The 14,844-nt window shown below is 68.4% G+C and carries 14 protein-coding genes and 2 pseudogenes; 11 read left to right on the top strand and 5 right to left on the bottom strand.

All coding sequences use genetic code 11. The features are described from left to right. Positions 1 to 94 precede the first annotated feature (94 nt). The 4 genes from ACWDNU_RS08155 to ACWDNU_RS08140 all read left to right on the top strand — a co-directional run bounded on the left by ACWDNU_RS08155 (position 95) and on the right by ACWDNU_RS08140 (position 5,151). The gene (locus tag ACWDNU_RS08155) at positions 95 to 1,633 is read left to right on the top strand and encodes a flavin-containing monooxygenase (RefSeq protein WP_449668268.1); all 1,539 of its coding nucleotides are present in this window, start codon (positions 95 to 97) and stop codon (positions 1,631 to 1,633) included. Next, a complete protein-coding gene (locus ACWDNU_RS08150) occupies positions 1,630 to 2,670 on the top strand; it encodes an alpha/beta hydrolase (RefSeq protein WP_449668267.1) in 1,041 nt (346 codons plus the stop codon). Before ACWDNU_RS08155 ends, ACWDNU_RS08150 begins: the two co-directional genes overlap by 4 nt. 82 nt (positions 2,671 to 2,752) lie before the next feature. Beyond that, positions 2,753 to 4,291: a long-chain-fatty-acid--CoA ligase gene (locus ACWDNU_RS08145; protein ID WP_449668266.1), complete on the top strand. Its 1,539-nt coding sequence runs from the start codon at positions 2,753 to 2,755 to the stop codon at positions 4,289 to 4,291. Further along, on the top strand, positions 4,288 to 5,151 hold the full coding sequence (locus tag ACWDNU_RS08140) for an NAD(P)-dependent oxidoreductase (protein ID WP_449668265.1): 864 nt from the start codon (positions 4,288 to 4,290) through the stop codon (positions 5,149 to 5,151). The genes ACWDNU_RS08145 and ACWDNU_RS08140 overlap by 4 nt, the downstream gene beginning before the upstream one ends. Here ACWDNU_RS08140 and ACWDNU_RS08135 read toward each other — a convergent pair. Further along, positions 5,148 to 6,380, bottom strand: a complete 1,233-nt coding sequence (locus ACWDNU_RS08135; RefSeq protein WP_449668264.1) for a PucR family transcriptional regulator — start codon at positions 6,378 to 6,380, stop codon at positions 5,148 to 5,150. The genes ACWDNU_RS08140 and ACWDNU_RS08135 overlap by 4 nt on opposite strands. Before the next feature lie 172 nt (positions 6,381 to 6,552). Here ACWDNU_RS08135 and ACWDNU_RS08130 point away from each other — a divergent pair, with 172 nt between their 5' ends. Both ACWDNU_RS08130 and ACWDNU_RS08125 read left to right on the top strand, forming a co-directional pair. Further along, entirely contained in the window at positions 6,553 to 6,966 is a 414-nt protein-coding gene (locus ACWDNU_RS08130) for a nuclear transport factor 2 family protein (RefSeq protein ID WP_336160106.1), read from the top strand. 241 nt (positions 6,967 to 7,207) lie between these two features. Then, positions 7,208 to 7,357 (top strand): annotated as a pseudogene (locus ACWDNU_RS08125) (hypothetical protein); the annotation flags it as partial. Positions 7,358 to 7,738: 381 nt separating this feature from the next. On the opposite strand, the gene ACWDNU_RS08120 reads toward ACWDNU_RS08125, so the two are convergent. Next, positions 7,739 to 8,341 carry a TetR/AcrR family transcriptional regulator gene (locus ACWDNU_RS08120; RefSeq protein WP_449668263.1) on the bottom strand — a complete coding sequence of 201 codons (603 nt, stop codon included), beginning with the start codon at positions 8,339 to 8,341 and terminating at the stop codon, positions 7,739 to 7,741. A 78-nt stretch (positions 8,342 to 8,419) separates the two neighbouring features. Here ACWDNU_RS08120 and ACWDNU_RS08115 point away from each other — a divergent pair, with 78 nt between their 5' ends. The 3 genes and pseudogenes from ACWDNU_RS08115 to ACWDNU_RS08105 form a co-directional block, all read left to right on the top strand. Continuing rightward, entirely contained in the window at positions 8,420 to 9,052 is a 633-nt protein-coding gene (locus ACWDNU_RS08115) for an NAD(P)-dependent oxidoreductase (RefSeq protein WP_449668262.1), read from the top strand. Positions 9,053 to 9,078: 26 nt separating this feature from the next. After that, positions 9,079 to 9,918 carry an SGNH/GDSL hydrolase family protein gene (locus ACWDNU_RS08110; protein ID WP_449668261.1) on the top strand — a complete coding sequence of 280 codons (840 nt, stop codon included), beginning with the start codon at positions 9,079 to 9,081 and terminating at the stop codon, positions 9,916 to 9,918. 169 nt (positions 9,919 to 10,087) lie between these two features. Beyond that, positions 10,088 to 10,260, top strand: a pseudogene (locus ACWDNU_RS08105) (TetR/AcrR family transcriptional regulator); the annotation flags it as partial. 46 nt (positions 10,261 to 10,306) lie between these two features. On the opposite strand, the gene murJ reads toward ACWDNU_RS08105, so the two are convergent. Then, on the bottom strand, positions 10,307 to 12,142 hold the full coding sequence (gene murJ / locus ACWDNU_RS08100; protein WP_449668311.1) for a murein biosynthesis integral membrane protein MurJ: 1,836 nt from the start codon (positions 12,140 to 12,142) through the stop codon (positions 10,307 to 10,309). A gap of 500 nt (positions 12,143 to 12,642) precedes the next feature. On the opposite strand from murJ, the gene ACWDNU_RS08095 reads away from it, so the two are divergent. Then, on the top strand, positions 12,643 to 12,789 hold the full coding sequence (locus ACWDNU_RS08095) for a hypothetical protein (protein ID WP_449668260.1): 147 nt from the start codon (positions 12,643 to 12,645) through the stop codon (positions 12,787 to 12,789). A gap of 8 nt (positions 12,790 to 12,797) precedes the next feature. After that, complete coding sequence (locus ACWDNU_RS08090; RefSeq protein WP_449668259.1) at positions 12,798 to 13,169, top strand: ribbon-helix-helix protein, CopG family; 372 nt, start codon at positions 12,798 to 12,800, stop codon at positions 13,167 to 13,169. An 88-nt stretch (positions 13,170 to 13,257) separates the two neighbouring features. On the opposite strand, the gene ACWDNU_RS08085 is transcribed toward ACWDNU_RS08090, so the two are convergent. Both ACWDNU_RS08085 and ACWDNU_RS08080 read right to left on the bottom strand, forming a co-directional pair. Beyond that, positions 13,258 to 13,863, bottom strand: coding sequence for a TIGR03086 family metal-binding protein (locus tag ACWDNU_RS08085; protein WP_449668258.1), 606 nt, complete (start codon positions 13,861 to 13,863; stop codon positions 13,258 to 13,260). A 55-nt stretch (positions 13,864 to 13,918) separates the two neighbouring features. Further along, complete coding sequence (locus ACWDNU_RS08080) at positions 13,919 to 14,800, bottom strand: alpha/beta fold hydrolase (protein WP_449668257.1); 882 nt, start codon at positions 14,798 to 14,800, stop codon at positions 13,919 to 13,921. Between the last annotated feature and the right edge of the window lie 44 nt (positions 14,801 to 14,844).

The following is a 14,844-nucleotide window of genomic DNA, read 5'->3' as shown; positions in this document are numbered from 1 at the left end:
GCCACTGATGTGCGTGGCATCGGCCATATCCCTTGGCGCAGCATGACTTCCTGGCCGGACGACCGGCCTGAGCAGATCGAGACGAGGAGTCACCATGGCCGGCAACGACGCCCGCCCCGAGGCCGCCGACATCGTCATCATCGGAGCAGGAGTCTCCGGCGTGGGATCGGCGTGCTACCTCAGGGACGCCTTTCCCGGCAAGAAAATCGTCGTGCTCGAAGGGCGCGGCCGGATCGGCGGCACGTGGGACCTTTTCCGGTATCCCGGCGTCCGCTCCGACTCCGAACTCCACACCTACGGCTACCAGTTCAAACCGTGGAGCCACGAGCACGCGATCGCGGACGGGCACCTGATCCGCGAGTACCTCGAAGAAACCGCCGCCGAGCACGGTGTCGACGACCTGATCCGCTACCACCACCAGGTCGTGTCGGCCGACTGGTCCAGCGCCGAGGGCGCCTGGACGTTGCAGGTCCGGGTCGCGGTCCCCGGCCAGAAGCCGAAAACTGTGCCCCTGAAGACCAAATGGGTCTACGGCGCCACCGGCTACTACCGGTACGACGAGGGTTTCACGCCCAGCTTCGAAGGTCGCGAAGACTTCGAAGGCGACATCCTGCACCCGCAGTTCTGGCCCGAAGACTACGACTACGCGGGCAAGAAGGTCGTCGTGATCGGCAGCGGCGCGACCGCCGTCACCATGGTTCCCGCGATGACGACCGGCCCCCGCGCGGCCGAACACGTCACGATGCTGCAGCGCACCCCCACTTACATCATGACGCTGCCGCGCATCGACAAGATCTCCCAGGCTCTGTACCGAATTCTCGGGCTGCGGCGCGGATACGCGGCCACCCGGTTCAAGAATGTGTGGCGGGACTTCTTCTTCGTCGGGTACCTGCTCAAATTCCCGAACTCCGGGCGGAAACTGATGCGGAACCTGACCAAGAAGGCATTGCCTAAGGGCTACGCCGTCGACACGCACTTCAACCCGCCGTACAAACCCTGGGAACAGCGCCTGTGCATGACTCCCGACGGAGACTTCTTCAAGGCGATCTCCGCGGGCAAAGCGTCTGTCGTGACGGACACGATCGAACGCTTCACCAAATCCGGCGTCCTGCTCGCCTCGGGAGAGGAGATCCCCGCGGACGTGATCGTCACTGCCACCGGGCTCAACATGTGCATGTTCGGCGGGATCCCGCAGACGGTCGACGGGCGGAAACTGGACGTCGGTTCCTGCGTGACCTATCGCGGGATGCTGTTGTCCGGCCTGCCGAACTGGTCTTTCGCCTTCGGGTACACGAAATACTCGTCGTGGACGCTCAAGGTCGGCCTGACCGTGCAGTACGTCATCCGGCTGATCCGGCACCTGGACGCGCACGGCTACACCAAAGCCATGCCGGTGGCCGAACCCGGAATGGCCACCGAACCGCTGCTCGACCTGAACGCGGGCTACGTGACCCGCAACGCGGACAGCATGCCCAAGCAGGGCACCAGGCTGCCGTGGCGGATGCTCACGTCGTACCAGGCCGACAAACGACTGCTCAACGGCCCGCTCTACGACGAGCACCTGCAGTTCAGCGCCGCCGGCGATCAGCAGGCGGCCCGTGCCGCCTCCTCGAGCAAGGAGCAGGTGCGATGAACACCGCGACCACCACCCGGATCTCGGCCGGGGACTGGGTACAGCGACAGCTCGGGATCGGTATGGGCAAACTCCCCCCGTCGCTGGTGAAGCGACTGGTCAAGGTGCCCGTGAACGCGGACGGCGAGCAGATGGCCCCCGAGATCGCGATGCTCATGTCCGTCGTGGCGAAAGCCCCCGATTTCAGCGACCTCAGCCCCGTCGAGGCGCGCGCCGCCGAACTGAAGGACGCGGCGATCTACGGCGAGCGCCCGCTCCCGATGAACGTCGTGGAGGAACTGCGGCTGCGCGGCGGGCTCGCAGCGACCCGGTACCGTGCACGCGCCGCCTCCGCCGGGCTCATCGTGTTCTTCCACGGCGGCGGGTTCGTGCTGGGCAGCCGGGCGGTTTACGACGGCCCGGTGCGCTTGATCGCCCATTACACGGGTATGGACATCCTGTCCGTCGAATACCGCCTCGCGCCGGAAAACCCTTATCCCGCACCGCACAACGACGCGATGGCAGCCTGGGAGTTCGCCGTCGCGCACGCCGCCGAGTGGGGCGTCCCGGACGGTCGCATCGTCGTCGCGGGCGACAGCGCGGGAGGGAACCTCGCGGCGGTTCTTGCTCAGAAGCTGCGCGATTCCCGGGTGAAGCCGGCACTGCAGGTGCTGATGTATCCCGTTACCGACCTGGCCGGCTCCCGGCCCTCGAACCGCGAGTTCGCCGACTCGCCCGCGCTGACCGCCAAGCAGATCGCGTGGTTCACCGATCACTACCTGCCGCCGTCGGTCGAACGCGCCGACCCTCGTGTGTCGCCGCTGTTCGCCGAAGACTTGACCGGACTGCCGCCCGCTCTGGTGACTGTCGCCGGTTTCGATCCGCTGCGCGACGACGGCCTCGCGTTCGCCGCCAAGCTGACCGAAAGCGGCGTCCCGACGCAGCTGGTCAGGGAACCGGGCCTGGTGCACGGCTACCTCTCCTACACCGCGCTCAGCGCGACCAGCCGGGACGCGGTCAGGCGCGTCGCGTCCGCCATCACGTCGGCCCTGGCCTGAACGCACCCGATGAACCCCGGGCCGGGCGCCGGGACCGCACCCGCCGCCCGGCCCGGACACCACGCCGCCGACTGGAGCCGCCATGCTGAACCTTTCCGTCCTCCTGGAGGACTCCGCCCGCAACCATCCCGACAGAACCGCGCTGGTGCTGGACGAGAAGCGCATGACCTACCGCGAGGTCGACGCCGCGGCGAGCCAAGTGGCGAACCTCTTGGCCGAGCGCGGCATCGCATCGGGGGACAAAGTCGCTCTCAGCTGCCCGAACCGGCCGGAGTTCGCGATCGTCTACTACGGAATCCTCAAGGCGGGCGCGATCGTCGTGCCGCTGAACGTCCTGCTCAAGCGGCGCGAGATCGCCTACCACCTCGCGGACGCCGGCGCCGTCGCGTACTTCTGCTTCGAGGGCAGCGCGGAACTCCCCATCGGTCAAGAGGGGCGTCAAGCATTCGACGACGTCGCCGCCGTCGAGCATTTCTTCCTGATCGCCGCCGCCCCGGAGACGAGCACGGCCGCGGAAACGTTGCACGAGGCTCTCGCCGGACAACCGGAAACGTTCGAATCCGCCGGCACCGAAGCGACCGACACCGCCGTCATCCTCTACACCTCCGGCACGACGGGCCAGCCGAAAGGCGCCGAGCTGTCGCACGGAAACACGATGCTCAACGTGCTCACCCTGAACCGGATCCTCCGGAACCGGCCGGCCGGCGACAGCCATGTGGTGTGCTTGCCGCTTTTCCACACCTTCGGCGCCACCGCCCAACTGCACGCCGGCTTCTCGACCGCGGCGACGCTCCACCTGGTGCCCCGTTTCGACGCAGGCCGCGTCGTCCGCCTGATGTCCGAAGAGGACATCACCTTCTTCGCCGGCGTCCCCACGATGTGGTGGGGGCTGCTGCGGGAGCTGGGCCCTGACGTCGACGTCGCCCGCATCGTCAAGAACCTGCGCATCGGAATGTGCGGCGGCGCACCCCTGCCGGTCGAGCTGATCAAGGAGATCGACACCCGGCTCGGCGTGCGGGTCATCGAGGCCTACGGGCTGTCCGAGACCTCGCCGCTCGCGACGATCGGCGATCCCGGCGCCCCGCCCCGCCCCGGCTCCATCGGCAAGCCGGTCTGGGGCGTTCAGCTGAAACTGATCAAGTCCGACTGGACCGAGGTGACCGGTCCGGGCGAGGTCGGCGAGATCGCGGTCCGCGGGCACAACGTGATGAAGGGCTATCACGGCAGGCCCGAAGCGACCGCCGACGCCATCCGTGACGGCTGGTTCCGCACCGGCGATCTGGCCCGCCGCGACGACGACGGCTGGTACTACATCGTCGACCGAGCCAAAGACATGATCATCCGGGGCGGGTACAACGTGTACCCGCGGGAGATCGAGGAAGTGCTGCTGACCCATCCGGCGGTGTCCCTCGTGGCTGTCGTGGGCGTCCCGCACGACAGCCACGGCGAAGAGGTCAAGGCGTTCGTGATCCCGCGCGACGGCGCCGAGGTGACGCCGCGCGAGCTAGTGGAATGGAGCAAAGAACAGATGGCCGGCTACAAATACCCGCGGCTCGTCGAGATCGTCGACTCCCTGCCGACGACCGCCACGGGCAAGATCCTCAAACGGCGGCTGCGATGACTCGCCCGCCCCGGCACGATGTGGCCGTGCTCGGCTGCGGATTGATGGGATCGGCACTGGCGCGGAGGTTCGCGTCCGGCGGCCTCGCGGTGACGGCCTGGAACCGCACGGCGCGCCGGGCCGAGGCGCTCGCCGCCGACGGCGTCCGGCCGGCCGCGTCCGTCGAAGACGCGGTGGGGAGCACCGGACTGGCTGTCGTCTGCATGTCGGATGTCGACGCGTCCCGGGCCGTGCTCGCATCGGCTTCCAGCCTCGCCGGGCGCACAGTGGTCAATCTCAGCGACGGAACCAACGACGACGTCGAAGCGCTGGCGAGCTGGGCAGGAGAGCAAGGGGCTTCATTCCTGGACGGGTCGACCTTGTGTTATCCCGACCAGATCGGCGAACCGGGCGCGATGGTGGCATTCTCCGGCCCCTCCCCGGTGTGGGCGCGGCACGAGCCTGTCCTGATGCTGCTCGGCGGGCGTTCGCGGCACGTGTCGGACGAGATCGCCGGCGCGAAGGAACTGTACCTGGGTTGCGGCGCCTTCTTCGTGACCGCGATGAGCGGGTTCGTCGAATCGGCGGCGTGCCTGCTGCGGCGGGGTCGAACGCTCGAGGAAGTCCGGTACGCCACGCTGCACGGCATCGAGGTGCTGCGCCATGCCGCCGAGGAGGCGGCCGCCGCGATCGAGTCCGGGCGGCACGACACGGACCAGGCGACGATCCATGTCTTCGCCGAGGGCGCCCGGAGGGCACTGGGAGAGCTGGAGAGCGCGGGCGTCGACTTGTCGGTGACGACCGCGGTGTCGAAGAAGCTCGACGCCGCGGAGCGCGCCGGGATGGGGCACCTCGGGTTCTCCGCGCAGGCGTTGCTTTAAGCCCGCTGCTCGCCGCTCTGCAGCTCCACCAGGGCCAGTGCGGTGTCGACAGCGGCCGGGTTCCGCGCGAGCGGGCGCGGGAGCAGTTCGTCCACCCGGACCAGACGGCGGTCGATCGTGTTGCGGTGCGCGAACAACCGGTCGGCCGCCTTCGAGATGTTGAACTGTTCGGCGATGAAGACCCTGACCGTGTCGCGCAGCACCCGGTCGGCGGTTGCCAGTTCGCCGAGAGTGTCCGCGACGAACTGACGCGCCTCGGCGAGATCGTTGGTCAGCAAGGAGACGAGCTGCACGTCCTCGAAATGGACGGCACGGCATCCGGACCGAAGGCGCGTCAGCAGCGACTGCGCCGCGTCGGCGTCGAGGTGGCTGCGCCGGAAGCCGTGCACGTCCGGCGCCGGCCGTCCCAGGGCGATCCGCACGTGGGGGACATCCGCCACGATCTGGTCGAGGTCTGTTCGGGAGGGCGCGGAACTCCCCGGAATCCACATCCACAGCGTCGTCGTCCCCGCGACGAGCGTCAGGCGGCGCGCGGCGCCCGCGGCGCGCATGACCCGCTCCGCCGCGTCCTCGAGGAAGGCGAGCTGATCGGGGGAGTCGCCCCAGAGGATCGCCGCCACATGATGTCCGGTGAGCGCGTAGCCGAGCTGGGCTTCCGCCCGGGGCCGGGCGATCGGGGCGCCGCGGAGCAGCAGTTGCACAGTCGCCAATCGCTCGCTTTCCGGCCCCTCGGCAAGCTCCGCCCGCGCCTCGTCGATGTACGCCGCGACCGCGGCCATCGAGTCGTCCACGTACGTCACCAGGGAATCGCCGGATATCTCGACCAGCTCGCGAAGCTCGTCCTTGTCGTCGGTCGTGTCGAAGCAGAACCGCAGCCATGCGGACCAGTTGACTCGCTGCGACGCCCGCCATGCCTCGACGTCGTTCGTGTCCATTCCGCGGAGCGCGAGGTCGCGTGCGTAGTGCCGGGTGTCGGGGATCATCGCCGTCTCGACCCGGCAGCCGGGATCGTCAATGTTCGCGATCAGCCAATGGGCCAAAGTGGACGCACAGTAAACACGGTCCATTTCGGACAGAATCGGGTCTTGTGCGAGGGCGCGCTCGCGCAGGCTCCGCTGGCCCGCGGCCCACATCTCGTGCGCGATCTCGGCCTGGTGCACCTGCATCTTGGCCGCGGCGGCGCGAAAAAGCTCGCGCGTCCGCTGGCTCCGTTCGTCCTCCGCGTCCACGGTTGCCTCCAAACCCGAGCCGGACGAACAGCCTAGGCGCAGAGGCGGCGGCCGTCACGAGTGCAGAGTGCACCGAACCGTCGGCCAGCGCGGTGTTCCTTGGTGTAGGTCGCTGCCCTTGGCGCGAGCAAGGTGGTGTGGCCAGCCAGTCGCTTCCCGAGGAGGAGAACCCGTGTCCAGTGCCAAGCTCGCCCGCTACGTCCAGAGGATGAACGAGATCTGCGCCGCTGTCGCTGCCCACGACCTCGACAAGGTGCTCGAGTACTTCGACGACGAGTGCGTCGTCGTCAACGGCGCGGGCGGGACAGTCGGCGACAAATCGGCCTTGGCCCCGGGATTCGAGGAAATGTTCGCGACCTTCCCTGACTGGACCCCGCGAGTGGCGGCGTCTTTCCTGGAGGGCGACACGATCGGCGTTCTTTTCGAAGTGACGGGAACGGCCGGTGGCACCGGCCCGAAGGTGACCTGGATCGGCACCGGCTACTCAACCTTCGACCCGGAAACCCTGAAGATCGTCCGCGACGTCTACTTCATGGACGAGGCGGCACTGGAGCAGAAGATCAACGACGCCGCGCTGACCGGCTGACCGCGGGCAGGCCCAGCAACCCCGCCAGCTCTATCGCACACCGCGACGACCACTGCGGACAAGCGGCTGAGATACCTGACGAGCCGCCGCGGCACGGCAGTTCGCTGGCCCTGCGCAGCCGCAACGAGTGATCGTCGACCGCGAACGCGATTTCGAAGCTGAGGCCCCATGGATTCCTGACCCGCAGCCTCACCGCCGGGCGGGAGGGTCGGAGGGGCACGGGCAGCCAGTTCGCCTGTGCGTGACGTTCATGTACGTGCTGATGCGCGCGTTCGAGGTGGACTACACGGCGGCGCGGGATGCTTCGCGGTGGCACGAGTTCCATGGCGGTCCGCGGGCGTTGTCGGACGCTGATCTGGAGAAGCTGCTCGCTCCGTGGCTCGCCCGCTGAATACTTCGCGTGCGTGCGGCTGATTGACGAAGTCTGGACGTACGAGACGCGTGACCGCGCCGCACCGGCTGTCCCACAGCACGAGAACGGCTTTCACCGCGCCTGGCGAAATGCCGCCGGTGCAATCGCCGGCGGGCGACCTGAGTATGCGGTTCCACGGCACGTTCATCGGAGTCGATCGCTTAAGGCCCGAACCCAGAACCTGCGGATCAAAAAGATGTCGCTTGGTGCTTGAATGTGCAGGTGGCAGCCGTTCCCCGCGGGTGTGCGAATGTCAGCTGATTCATGCGGTGTCGGGCACTGCGTCGGCACGCGAGCCCATTCTGGGCACATCGGCAGCGCAAGGATCCGCGCCAATGGGCCGGCGGATGTGTCGGCCGTTCATGGCTGTCGCGGGGTGAGACCGGTGAGCAGCGTGCCGATCAGGGAGTCGGCGAACTCTCGGGTGCTCGGCCTTTTCTCGGCCGGGTCCGTGAAATGGCCGAGGAACGCGCGTTCGAGGCACGCCCCCAGCAGCAGCCCGGCCGCGGTCCCGGGATTGATGTCGTTGTTGATGCGGCCGAGTTCCTGCTCGGTTCCGAGGTAGGCGGCGACCGCGCGGCCGACGGCCTGTGGCCCCGCTCCGCGGCTGCGCAGTGCGGCGCGGTGGGCGTCGAGCAGTGCCGGTTCGGAGAACAGCGAGGCGGCCATCGGGAAGCCTTGTTCGTAGAAGTCGGCGGCGGCCAGCACTACCTCGCGCAGCACGTCTTCGACCGGTTCCTTGCCTGCCCGGTCCGGCAGTCCGGCGAGCACCGGGGCGAGGTTGGTGGGGCCGCGTTCGCCGAGGACCGCGACGAAGAGGTCCGTCTTGTCGCGAAAGTGCTTGTACAGCGCCGCTTCCGAGAAGCCGGCGGCCTTGGCGATCTCCTTGGTCGTCGCGCGGGCCAGCCCTCGGGTCCGGATGACCTCGGCGGCGGCGACGACGATCCGGTCTCGCGTGTCCACGACCACTCCTCTTGACGTTGGTGAGTGCTTACTAACTATAGTGGTTAGTGAGCACTCACCAACCAGAGGGAGCCGACCATGAAGCTTGTGATCTTCGGCGCGACCGGGGGCACCGGAACCCGCGTCGTCCAGCAGGCCTGCGCCGCTGGGCACGACGTCACCGCCGTCGTGCGGAACCCGGCCGCGCTGGAAGCCCGGCCGAACTTGACCGTGCTGCGGGCGGACCTGATGGACGCGGCCGCGATCGGCCCGGCTGTCGCGGGGCGCGATGCCGTCATCTCGGCGGTCGGGTCGCGCGAGGGCCGGACGCCGACGACGGTGTGCGCGGACAGCGCCTCGGCGATCATCGCCGCGATGCGCGAGCACGGCACGCGGCGCCTGGTCGTGGTCAGCAACAGCGGCATGCACGTCGACGAGGCGGACGGGCCGGTGACCCGGCTCGTGGTCAAGCCGATCCTCGGCAGGATGCTCCGGCACTCCTTCGCCGACATGCGCCGGATGGAAGACCTGGTGCGCGACAGCGGGCTCGACTGGACGATCCTCCGGCCGCCGATGCTCACCGACGGACCGCGCACCGACCGCTACCGCACTGCGACCAACCGGAACGTGCGAGGCGGAAACCGGGTGTCGCGCGCCGATCTCGCGGATCTGATGCTGCGCTGCCTTGCCGACGAGCTCGCCGTCCGGGCGAGCATCGCCATCGCCAACTGACCGACCGCAGACAGGATCACACCCACATGCGCACGAAGATCTTCACCAAGAAGCGCGTCACCGTCGCGGCGTGCCTGCTGCTGGCCGCCGCACTGGGCGCGGTCGGCACCGCGGGATACCTCGCGTTCCTGCGCTCACCGGCCAACACGCCAGCAGAGGCCTGCGCCGACCGGACCGCGTCCCGCACCCGGCCCGTCGTGGTCAGCGCCGGTGCCAGCATGACCCAGGGCACCCTCGGCGCCGACTGGGTCGGCGCGTTGCGCGGCAGACCGGACCTGGCGGGATACGAGTTCGTCAACGCCGGGGTCAACGGCGACACCAGCTCCGGCCTGCGCGCCCGCGTCGACACCGACATCGTGGCGTGCCGGCCCGCGGCGGTGACGATCCTGGTCGGAGCCAACGACGTTCGCAGCGGCACCCCGCTGGACCAGTACCGCGACGACCTCACCGCGATCGTCCACCGGCTCCAGGCCCAGACGACCGCCCGGATCTCCCTGATGTCGTTGCCGCCGCTCGGAGAGGACCTGACCACCGAGATCAACCGCACGCTGGCCCGGTACAACGCCGCGATCAAACAGATCGCCATGCAGACCGGAGCGGACTACGTGCCGGCGTACGAACGAATGGCCGACATCCTCGCCCGATACGGCGACCGCCAACCTTACGGCTTCACCTTTCCCCTGGCACTCTCCGCGGCGACTCGGCACTACGTGTTCGGGCAGAGCTGGGACGACATCGCCAGCAACGGCGGCCGGGAACTGCTCATCGACCACATCCACCTCAGCGATCGCGGAGCCGCGCAGATCACCGAACTTGTGGCGAACTGGCTGACCCCAACCCCGACCGCCTCGCCCGCAGCCCGGTGACTGCGGCAGCCGACCCCCTCGCACGAACGTCGCCTGAGAACACCGAACTGACCCATAACGCCAACCGGAAAGGACGCAAACCCGCCGCAGCGAAGCACTCGCTCAACCGTCCTCTTTCTCCAGCGCCACAATGGTTTTCCTGCTCGGTGCGCAGGGAGAGCCCACCGCGAGCCAGGAACGGATGTGGCTGGCTCGCGGTCGCGCTGGAGGGAATCGGGCGTGACCCCCGCGGTCGAGCGGATCATCGAGGAGACCGACCTCGAATCGGCCGACCGGGTGCAAGAGGCCATCGGGCTGTCCCGGGAAAGCGAGCACAGCGAGGAACCGAACCAGATCATCCGGATCGACAGGCCCCGGTAAGCGACCGTCCCAGGCTCGGGTTTATCGGTCACTCGGCATGTCGCTGACTGCCTTTCACCAAGCGAGTAAACCTCTTCGTCGCGGGCGCGAGTTCCTCGACCTTCAGCGCCGCGAGCACGCCGAACGACACCGCGAGCCCGACGAGGCCCTGCAGGATCAGCTTGACCCACACGGTCGCCCGGCCCCCGGTGTCCGGCACGAGCCAGCCGGCGGCGACGGCCGCGGCGACGCCGAGTCCGCTCGCGACGACCGTGAACAGGATGACCCCGAGCACCCGCTTGCTGCGCAGGTTGCCGAGGCTCGCCCACAACCAGACCTGGCCCATGATCGCGCCGACCACGAACGTCAGGGAGTTCACCAGCATGGAGCCCAGCACGATGTCGCGCGCGTCCAGCAGCACCGGGCACAGATACAGCAGCGGGATCTTCACCACGGTCATCACGACCATGATCAGCGTCGGGGTGCGCGCGTCCTTCATCGCGTAGAAGACCCGCAGCTGCAACATGACCAGCGCGTACGGCAGCAGCCCGAACGACGAGATCGCCAGTGCCTCGCCGAGCCGGCCCGCCTCGGCCGCGGAGTTCGCGCCGCCGCTGAACAAGGCGACCCCGATCGACCCGCCCACCACCGTCAGCACCGCGGCGATCGGCACCAGCATCACGGTGGAGATGCGCGACCCGTAGGAAAGATCGGCCACGACCTTGCGCACATCGCCGTCCGCGGCGTTGCGGGACAGCCGCGGCATGATCGCGGTCAGCAGGGACACCCCGATCACGCCGTAGGGCAGCTGGAACAGCAGCCAGGCGTTGGAATAGATGGTCACCCCGCCCGCGTCGCCGCTGGTCAGCACCCGGGTGTTGACGGTGAGGCCGACCTGGCTGACCGCGACGTAGCCGAGGATCCACAGAGCGAGGCCGCCGAACTCCTTCATGCGCTTGTCGATGCCCCAGCGCCACTTGAAGCGGAACCCCGTCCGCAGCAACGGCGGGACCAGCAGCGCCGCCTGCACGGCGATGCCCAGCGTGACGCCGATGCCGAGCACGAGCAGCTTCGGGTCGCTCATGCGCACGGGATCGGTCGAGATCTTGCCCGGCATCAGCATGAACAAACCCAGGGTCGCGATGACGACGACGTTGTTCATCACCGGAGCCCACGCCGTCGGGCCGAAGATGTGCTTGGCGTTGAGGATCGCCGACAGCAGCGCGAACACGCCGTAGAAGAAGATCTCGGGCAGCAGCAACCGGGCGAACGCGTTGGTCAGCGCGGAGTTGGCGTGTCCGCCCTGCTCCGTGTACAGCGAGGTCAGCGCTGGTGCCGCGGTCACCGCGAGGACGGTGCCCGCGGCCAGGACCGTCAGGCCGACCGTGAGCATTCGCTGCGTATAGGCCGCGCCGCCGTCGGGATCGTCCTGCGACCGCACCATCAACGGCACCACGACGCTGCTGAGCACGCCGCCGAGCAGCAGTTCGAAAACGACGTTCGGCAGCGTGTTGGCGATGTTGAACGAGTCGTTCTCGACGCCGGTGCCGACCGCCCACACGAGCATGAGCTTCCACAGGAAACCGGTGATTCGGCTGACCAGCGAGGCGACGGCCATCTTCCCGCTGGACTTCGCGATCGACGGCGGTGCCGCCTTCGGCTCGACGCGCGGCACGCGCACGGTGGCCTCGCCGGCCGGTGCACTGCTGGCCGGCGCGCCGCTGGGCAGCCGCGGCAGCATCCGGGGGACGAGCGAGTCGTACGGGCGCAGCACGTCCGGGTCGGCGACCGGCCATCTCGAACTCGCCGGGACCCCGCCGACGCGCGGAATGAAGATCGTCGCGTCGGGATCGTTCGGAGCCAGCGGCGGCGCGCCGAAGGGCATGCTGTCCTGCTGGCGCTCCTGCTGCCACGGCCGGACCAGCGGCCGCCGCTGCCAGGGAGGCGGCTGGGGCTGGGGCTGCTGGCCGCGCGGTGGCAGCCGCCTGCGATAACCGTTCGCCCCCGGCGGGATGCGGAGGGTCTGGTGGTCAGGGCTCTGCTCAGGCGGCGGGCGCCGCTTGACGCGTTCGGCGGGACGCTCTGGCGGCCACTCCGGGTCGCTGTCCAACGTGTGCCCCATCGTCAACGGTCGATTCGAACCCCAAGGGTAGTCAGTCCGCGCGCCGCGGTGGCTGATCCGGGGAGAGATTTACTTCTCGGTAAGCACCATGAGAGCGGCCCCTGCTGGCGAGGGGCTCGAGACGGACCGGTAGCACGAATGCCATGGCGAAGCTGATCGAAGAGCGCGTGGAGGACGAAGGATCTCCAGGCGGAGCGGGAACCGAACTCCGTGCTTGACCAGTGGGCACGGAGACCGCGTTGGTGCAGGTATGTTGCATCTGCGTGATCGGCTACTCGCCCGCGGCGGGATTCGTGATCACGGTGATCATCGACCGCGTGGATCATTCGGGCATCAATGCCTGGAAGACCAACGGTGCCGACCTGCGTGCGTACCGAGCGGCACTGGGAGGAGAGGACGATGCGTCATGACTGAGCCCATGAGCCGCGAGCAGGTGCTGGCCGGGATTCGGGGAGAGATCGCCGAGCAGGAAGCCTCGGCGCGGCGGGAAGCCGATCCGGTCAGGCGCGAGCGCATGCTGCGGCACGCACGCTCCCGCCAGAACCACGCAGAGGAAGAAGCGGACGCGGTCGCTGCTGATATCGCCGAGAACGAGCAGTCCGCGCTGTCCCTGCGGGTACCGTCATCGCTCGCGGCCGCGTTGAAGGCGCGCGCCGCGGCGGAGCAGATTCCCACCTCCGCCCTGGTGCGGCGGATCCTCGCCCAAGCGGTGCAGCGCTCGGATGCGCCGGTGCTCACCGTCGAACAAGTCGAGCAGATCGCCCGACGGGTCTACCGCGAATCCGTCTGAGTTCGGCGAACAGCCCGAACTCCGCTGGCTGAGGGGTTGGGCGCGGCGAGCGAGCCTTGGCCGATCGCCCGCTGATCTCGGCTGCGGATTAATGCGGCTGCCAGCCGGTGTTGCGGCCCATCAGGTGCAGCAACCAGTCCTGCCGCGACGCCGATTCGCCGAGCGTCTCCGGAGCGGCGAAGAACCGGTGCGTCGTGTCGGCGGCGACGGGGGATTCCGCCAGTCCGGCGTAGATCGTTTCGAGGTTGTCGCTGATCCATGTGACCAGGCCCGGGTCGAGGCGGTCGTCGACCTCAAGGGCGCGCGCGAGATCCCACGCATGAATGGCGGAATCCGTGGCGCGCACGGCCAGCGCTTGGCGGCCGGTCACTTGGCCCAGCGGATAGTCGAGCACCCGGTCCAACGCGCCGGGACGGCTGAAGGCGTCGGCGACCAGCCGCATCGACGCGGTGTACGCGCCGAGTGGGTCGTCGCCTAGGGCGTCGGCGTCGCGCATGTGCAGGAAATTCTCGCGGGTCCCGCCAGCGAGCAGGTCGACGTAGTTGAGATTTCCTCGGACCATGTGGTTGACGAGCTGACGGATGTTCCATTCCGAGCAGGGCGTCGGGGCCGTCCACTGTTCGGGCCGGACGGACCGCAGGCGCTGGTCGAATTCGGTGCTGGCAGCCAGAAATCGGCCGAGGACATTGGTCATGCCTGCCAGTCTTTCGCCACGAGGACGCGTCAGCTGGCGAAAATCCGACGTCGCGCTACTGCCCGATGAACGCGGTCAGCGCCGCCACGACCGCGGCGGGTTGTTCGTCCGGAATGAAGTGTCCGGAATCCGGGATGACGACACCCGTCACGTTGTCTGCCCAGGGGCTGATGGAAGCGGCCATGTCGGGGATCGAGCCGTGGGAGCTGGAGATTCCCAGGACCGGGACGGTCAGGTGCTGCCGTTCGAGAGCGGCGTGGTTCTTGCGCGCCGATTCCGCGGCATCGCGGTAGTAGGCGAGCGACGCCCGGAGTCCTCCTTCGGCGGCGAGAGCGGCGGCGTAGTGGTCGATTTCGGTGCTGTCGAAGGGGCTCAGCGCTTTGGCCTTCAAGAACCAGTCGACGTATTCGCGCTCGCGACCGGTGAGGAGGGTTTCGGGGAGATCGGGCACCAGGTGGAACGCGAAGTGCCAGGTTTTCCAGGCGCGGTCGGGGTCGGTGGGGATGGAGTCCGGGAGGGTGATTCCGGGGATGCCGGCGTCCAGCAGCGCGAGGCCGTGCAGGCGGTCTTCGTGCTTCAGGGCCAGCGAGAAAGCCACCCAAGCCCCGACGTCGTGCGCGGCCAGCCAGTATTTCGGCACCTCGAGCGCGGTCAGCGCGGCTTGGATCCGCGAGGCGACGGTGTGCGTGTCGTAGCTGTCGTGGGGGCGGTCGGAGTGGCCTTGCCCTGGCAGATCGATCGCGATGACGCGGAAGCGTTCGGCGAGGCCCGGCATCGCTTTGCGCCAAGCCCACCAGGTCTGCGGGAATCCGGCGAGCAGGACGAGAGGGGGGCCAGCCTGCGGACCGCCTTCCACGGCGTGGAGGCCCTCGACCCAGCGGTGGGTGAAGCCCGGCAGGTCATACAGCGGCAATTCGGGGAGCGCGGCGGCAGTCATGGCCCCAGCGTAGCTCATCTTGAACCGGACAGTTCAAGATGAGC

It is taken from the genome of Amycolatopsis sp. NPDC003676, assembly GCF_053587275.1.
This window is presented reverse-complemented; position numbering and strand designations above follow the sequence as displayed.

What these genes read in the sequence shown, in the direction of transcription:
- ACWDNU_RS08155 (WP_449668268.1), top strand. Translation starts at nt 95, where the DNA reads ATGGCCGGCAACGACGCCCGCCCCGAGGCCGCCGACATCGTCATCATC.
- ACWDNU_RS08150 (WP_449668267.1), top strand. Translation starts at nt 1,630, where the DNA reads ATGAACACCGCGACCACCACCCGGATCTCGGCCGGGGACTGGGTACAG.
- ACWDNU_RS08145 (WP_449668266.1), top strand. Translation starts at nt 2,753, where the DNA reads ATGCTGAACCTTTCCGTCCTCCTGGAGGACTCCGCCCGCAACCATCCC.
- ACWDNU_RS08140 (WP_449668265.1), top strand. Translation starts at nt 4,288, where the DNA reads ATGACTCGCCCGCCCCGGCACGATGTGGCCGTGCTCGGCTGCGGATTG.
- ACWDNU_RS08115 (WP_449668262.1), top strand. Translation starts at nt 8,420, where the DNA reads ATGAAGCTTGTGATCTTCGGCGCGACCGGGGGCACCGGAACCCGCGTC.
- ACWDNU_RS08110 (WP_449668261.1), top strand. Translation starts at nt 9,079, where the DNA reads ATGCGCACGAAGATCTTCACCAAGAAGCGCGTCACCGTCGCGGCGTGC.
- murJ (WP_449668311.1), bottom strand. Translation starts at nt 12,142, where the DNA reads ATGCCCTTCGGCGCGCCGCCGCTGGCTCCGAACGATCCCGACGCGACG.
- ACWDNU_RS08090 (WP_449668259.1), top strand. Translation starts at nt 12,798, where the DNA reads ATGAGCCGCGAGCAGGTGCTGGCCGGGATTCGGGGAGAGATCGCCGAG.
- ACWDNU_RS08085 (WP_449668258.1), bottom strand. Translation starts at nt 13,863, where the DNA reads ATGACCAATGTCCTCGGCCGATTTCTGGCTGCCAGCACCGAATTCGAC.
- ACWDNU_RS08080 (WP_449668257.1), bottom strand. Translation starts at nt 14,800, where the DNA reads ATGACTGCCGCCGCGCTCCCCGAATTGCCGCTGTATGACCTGCCGGGC.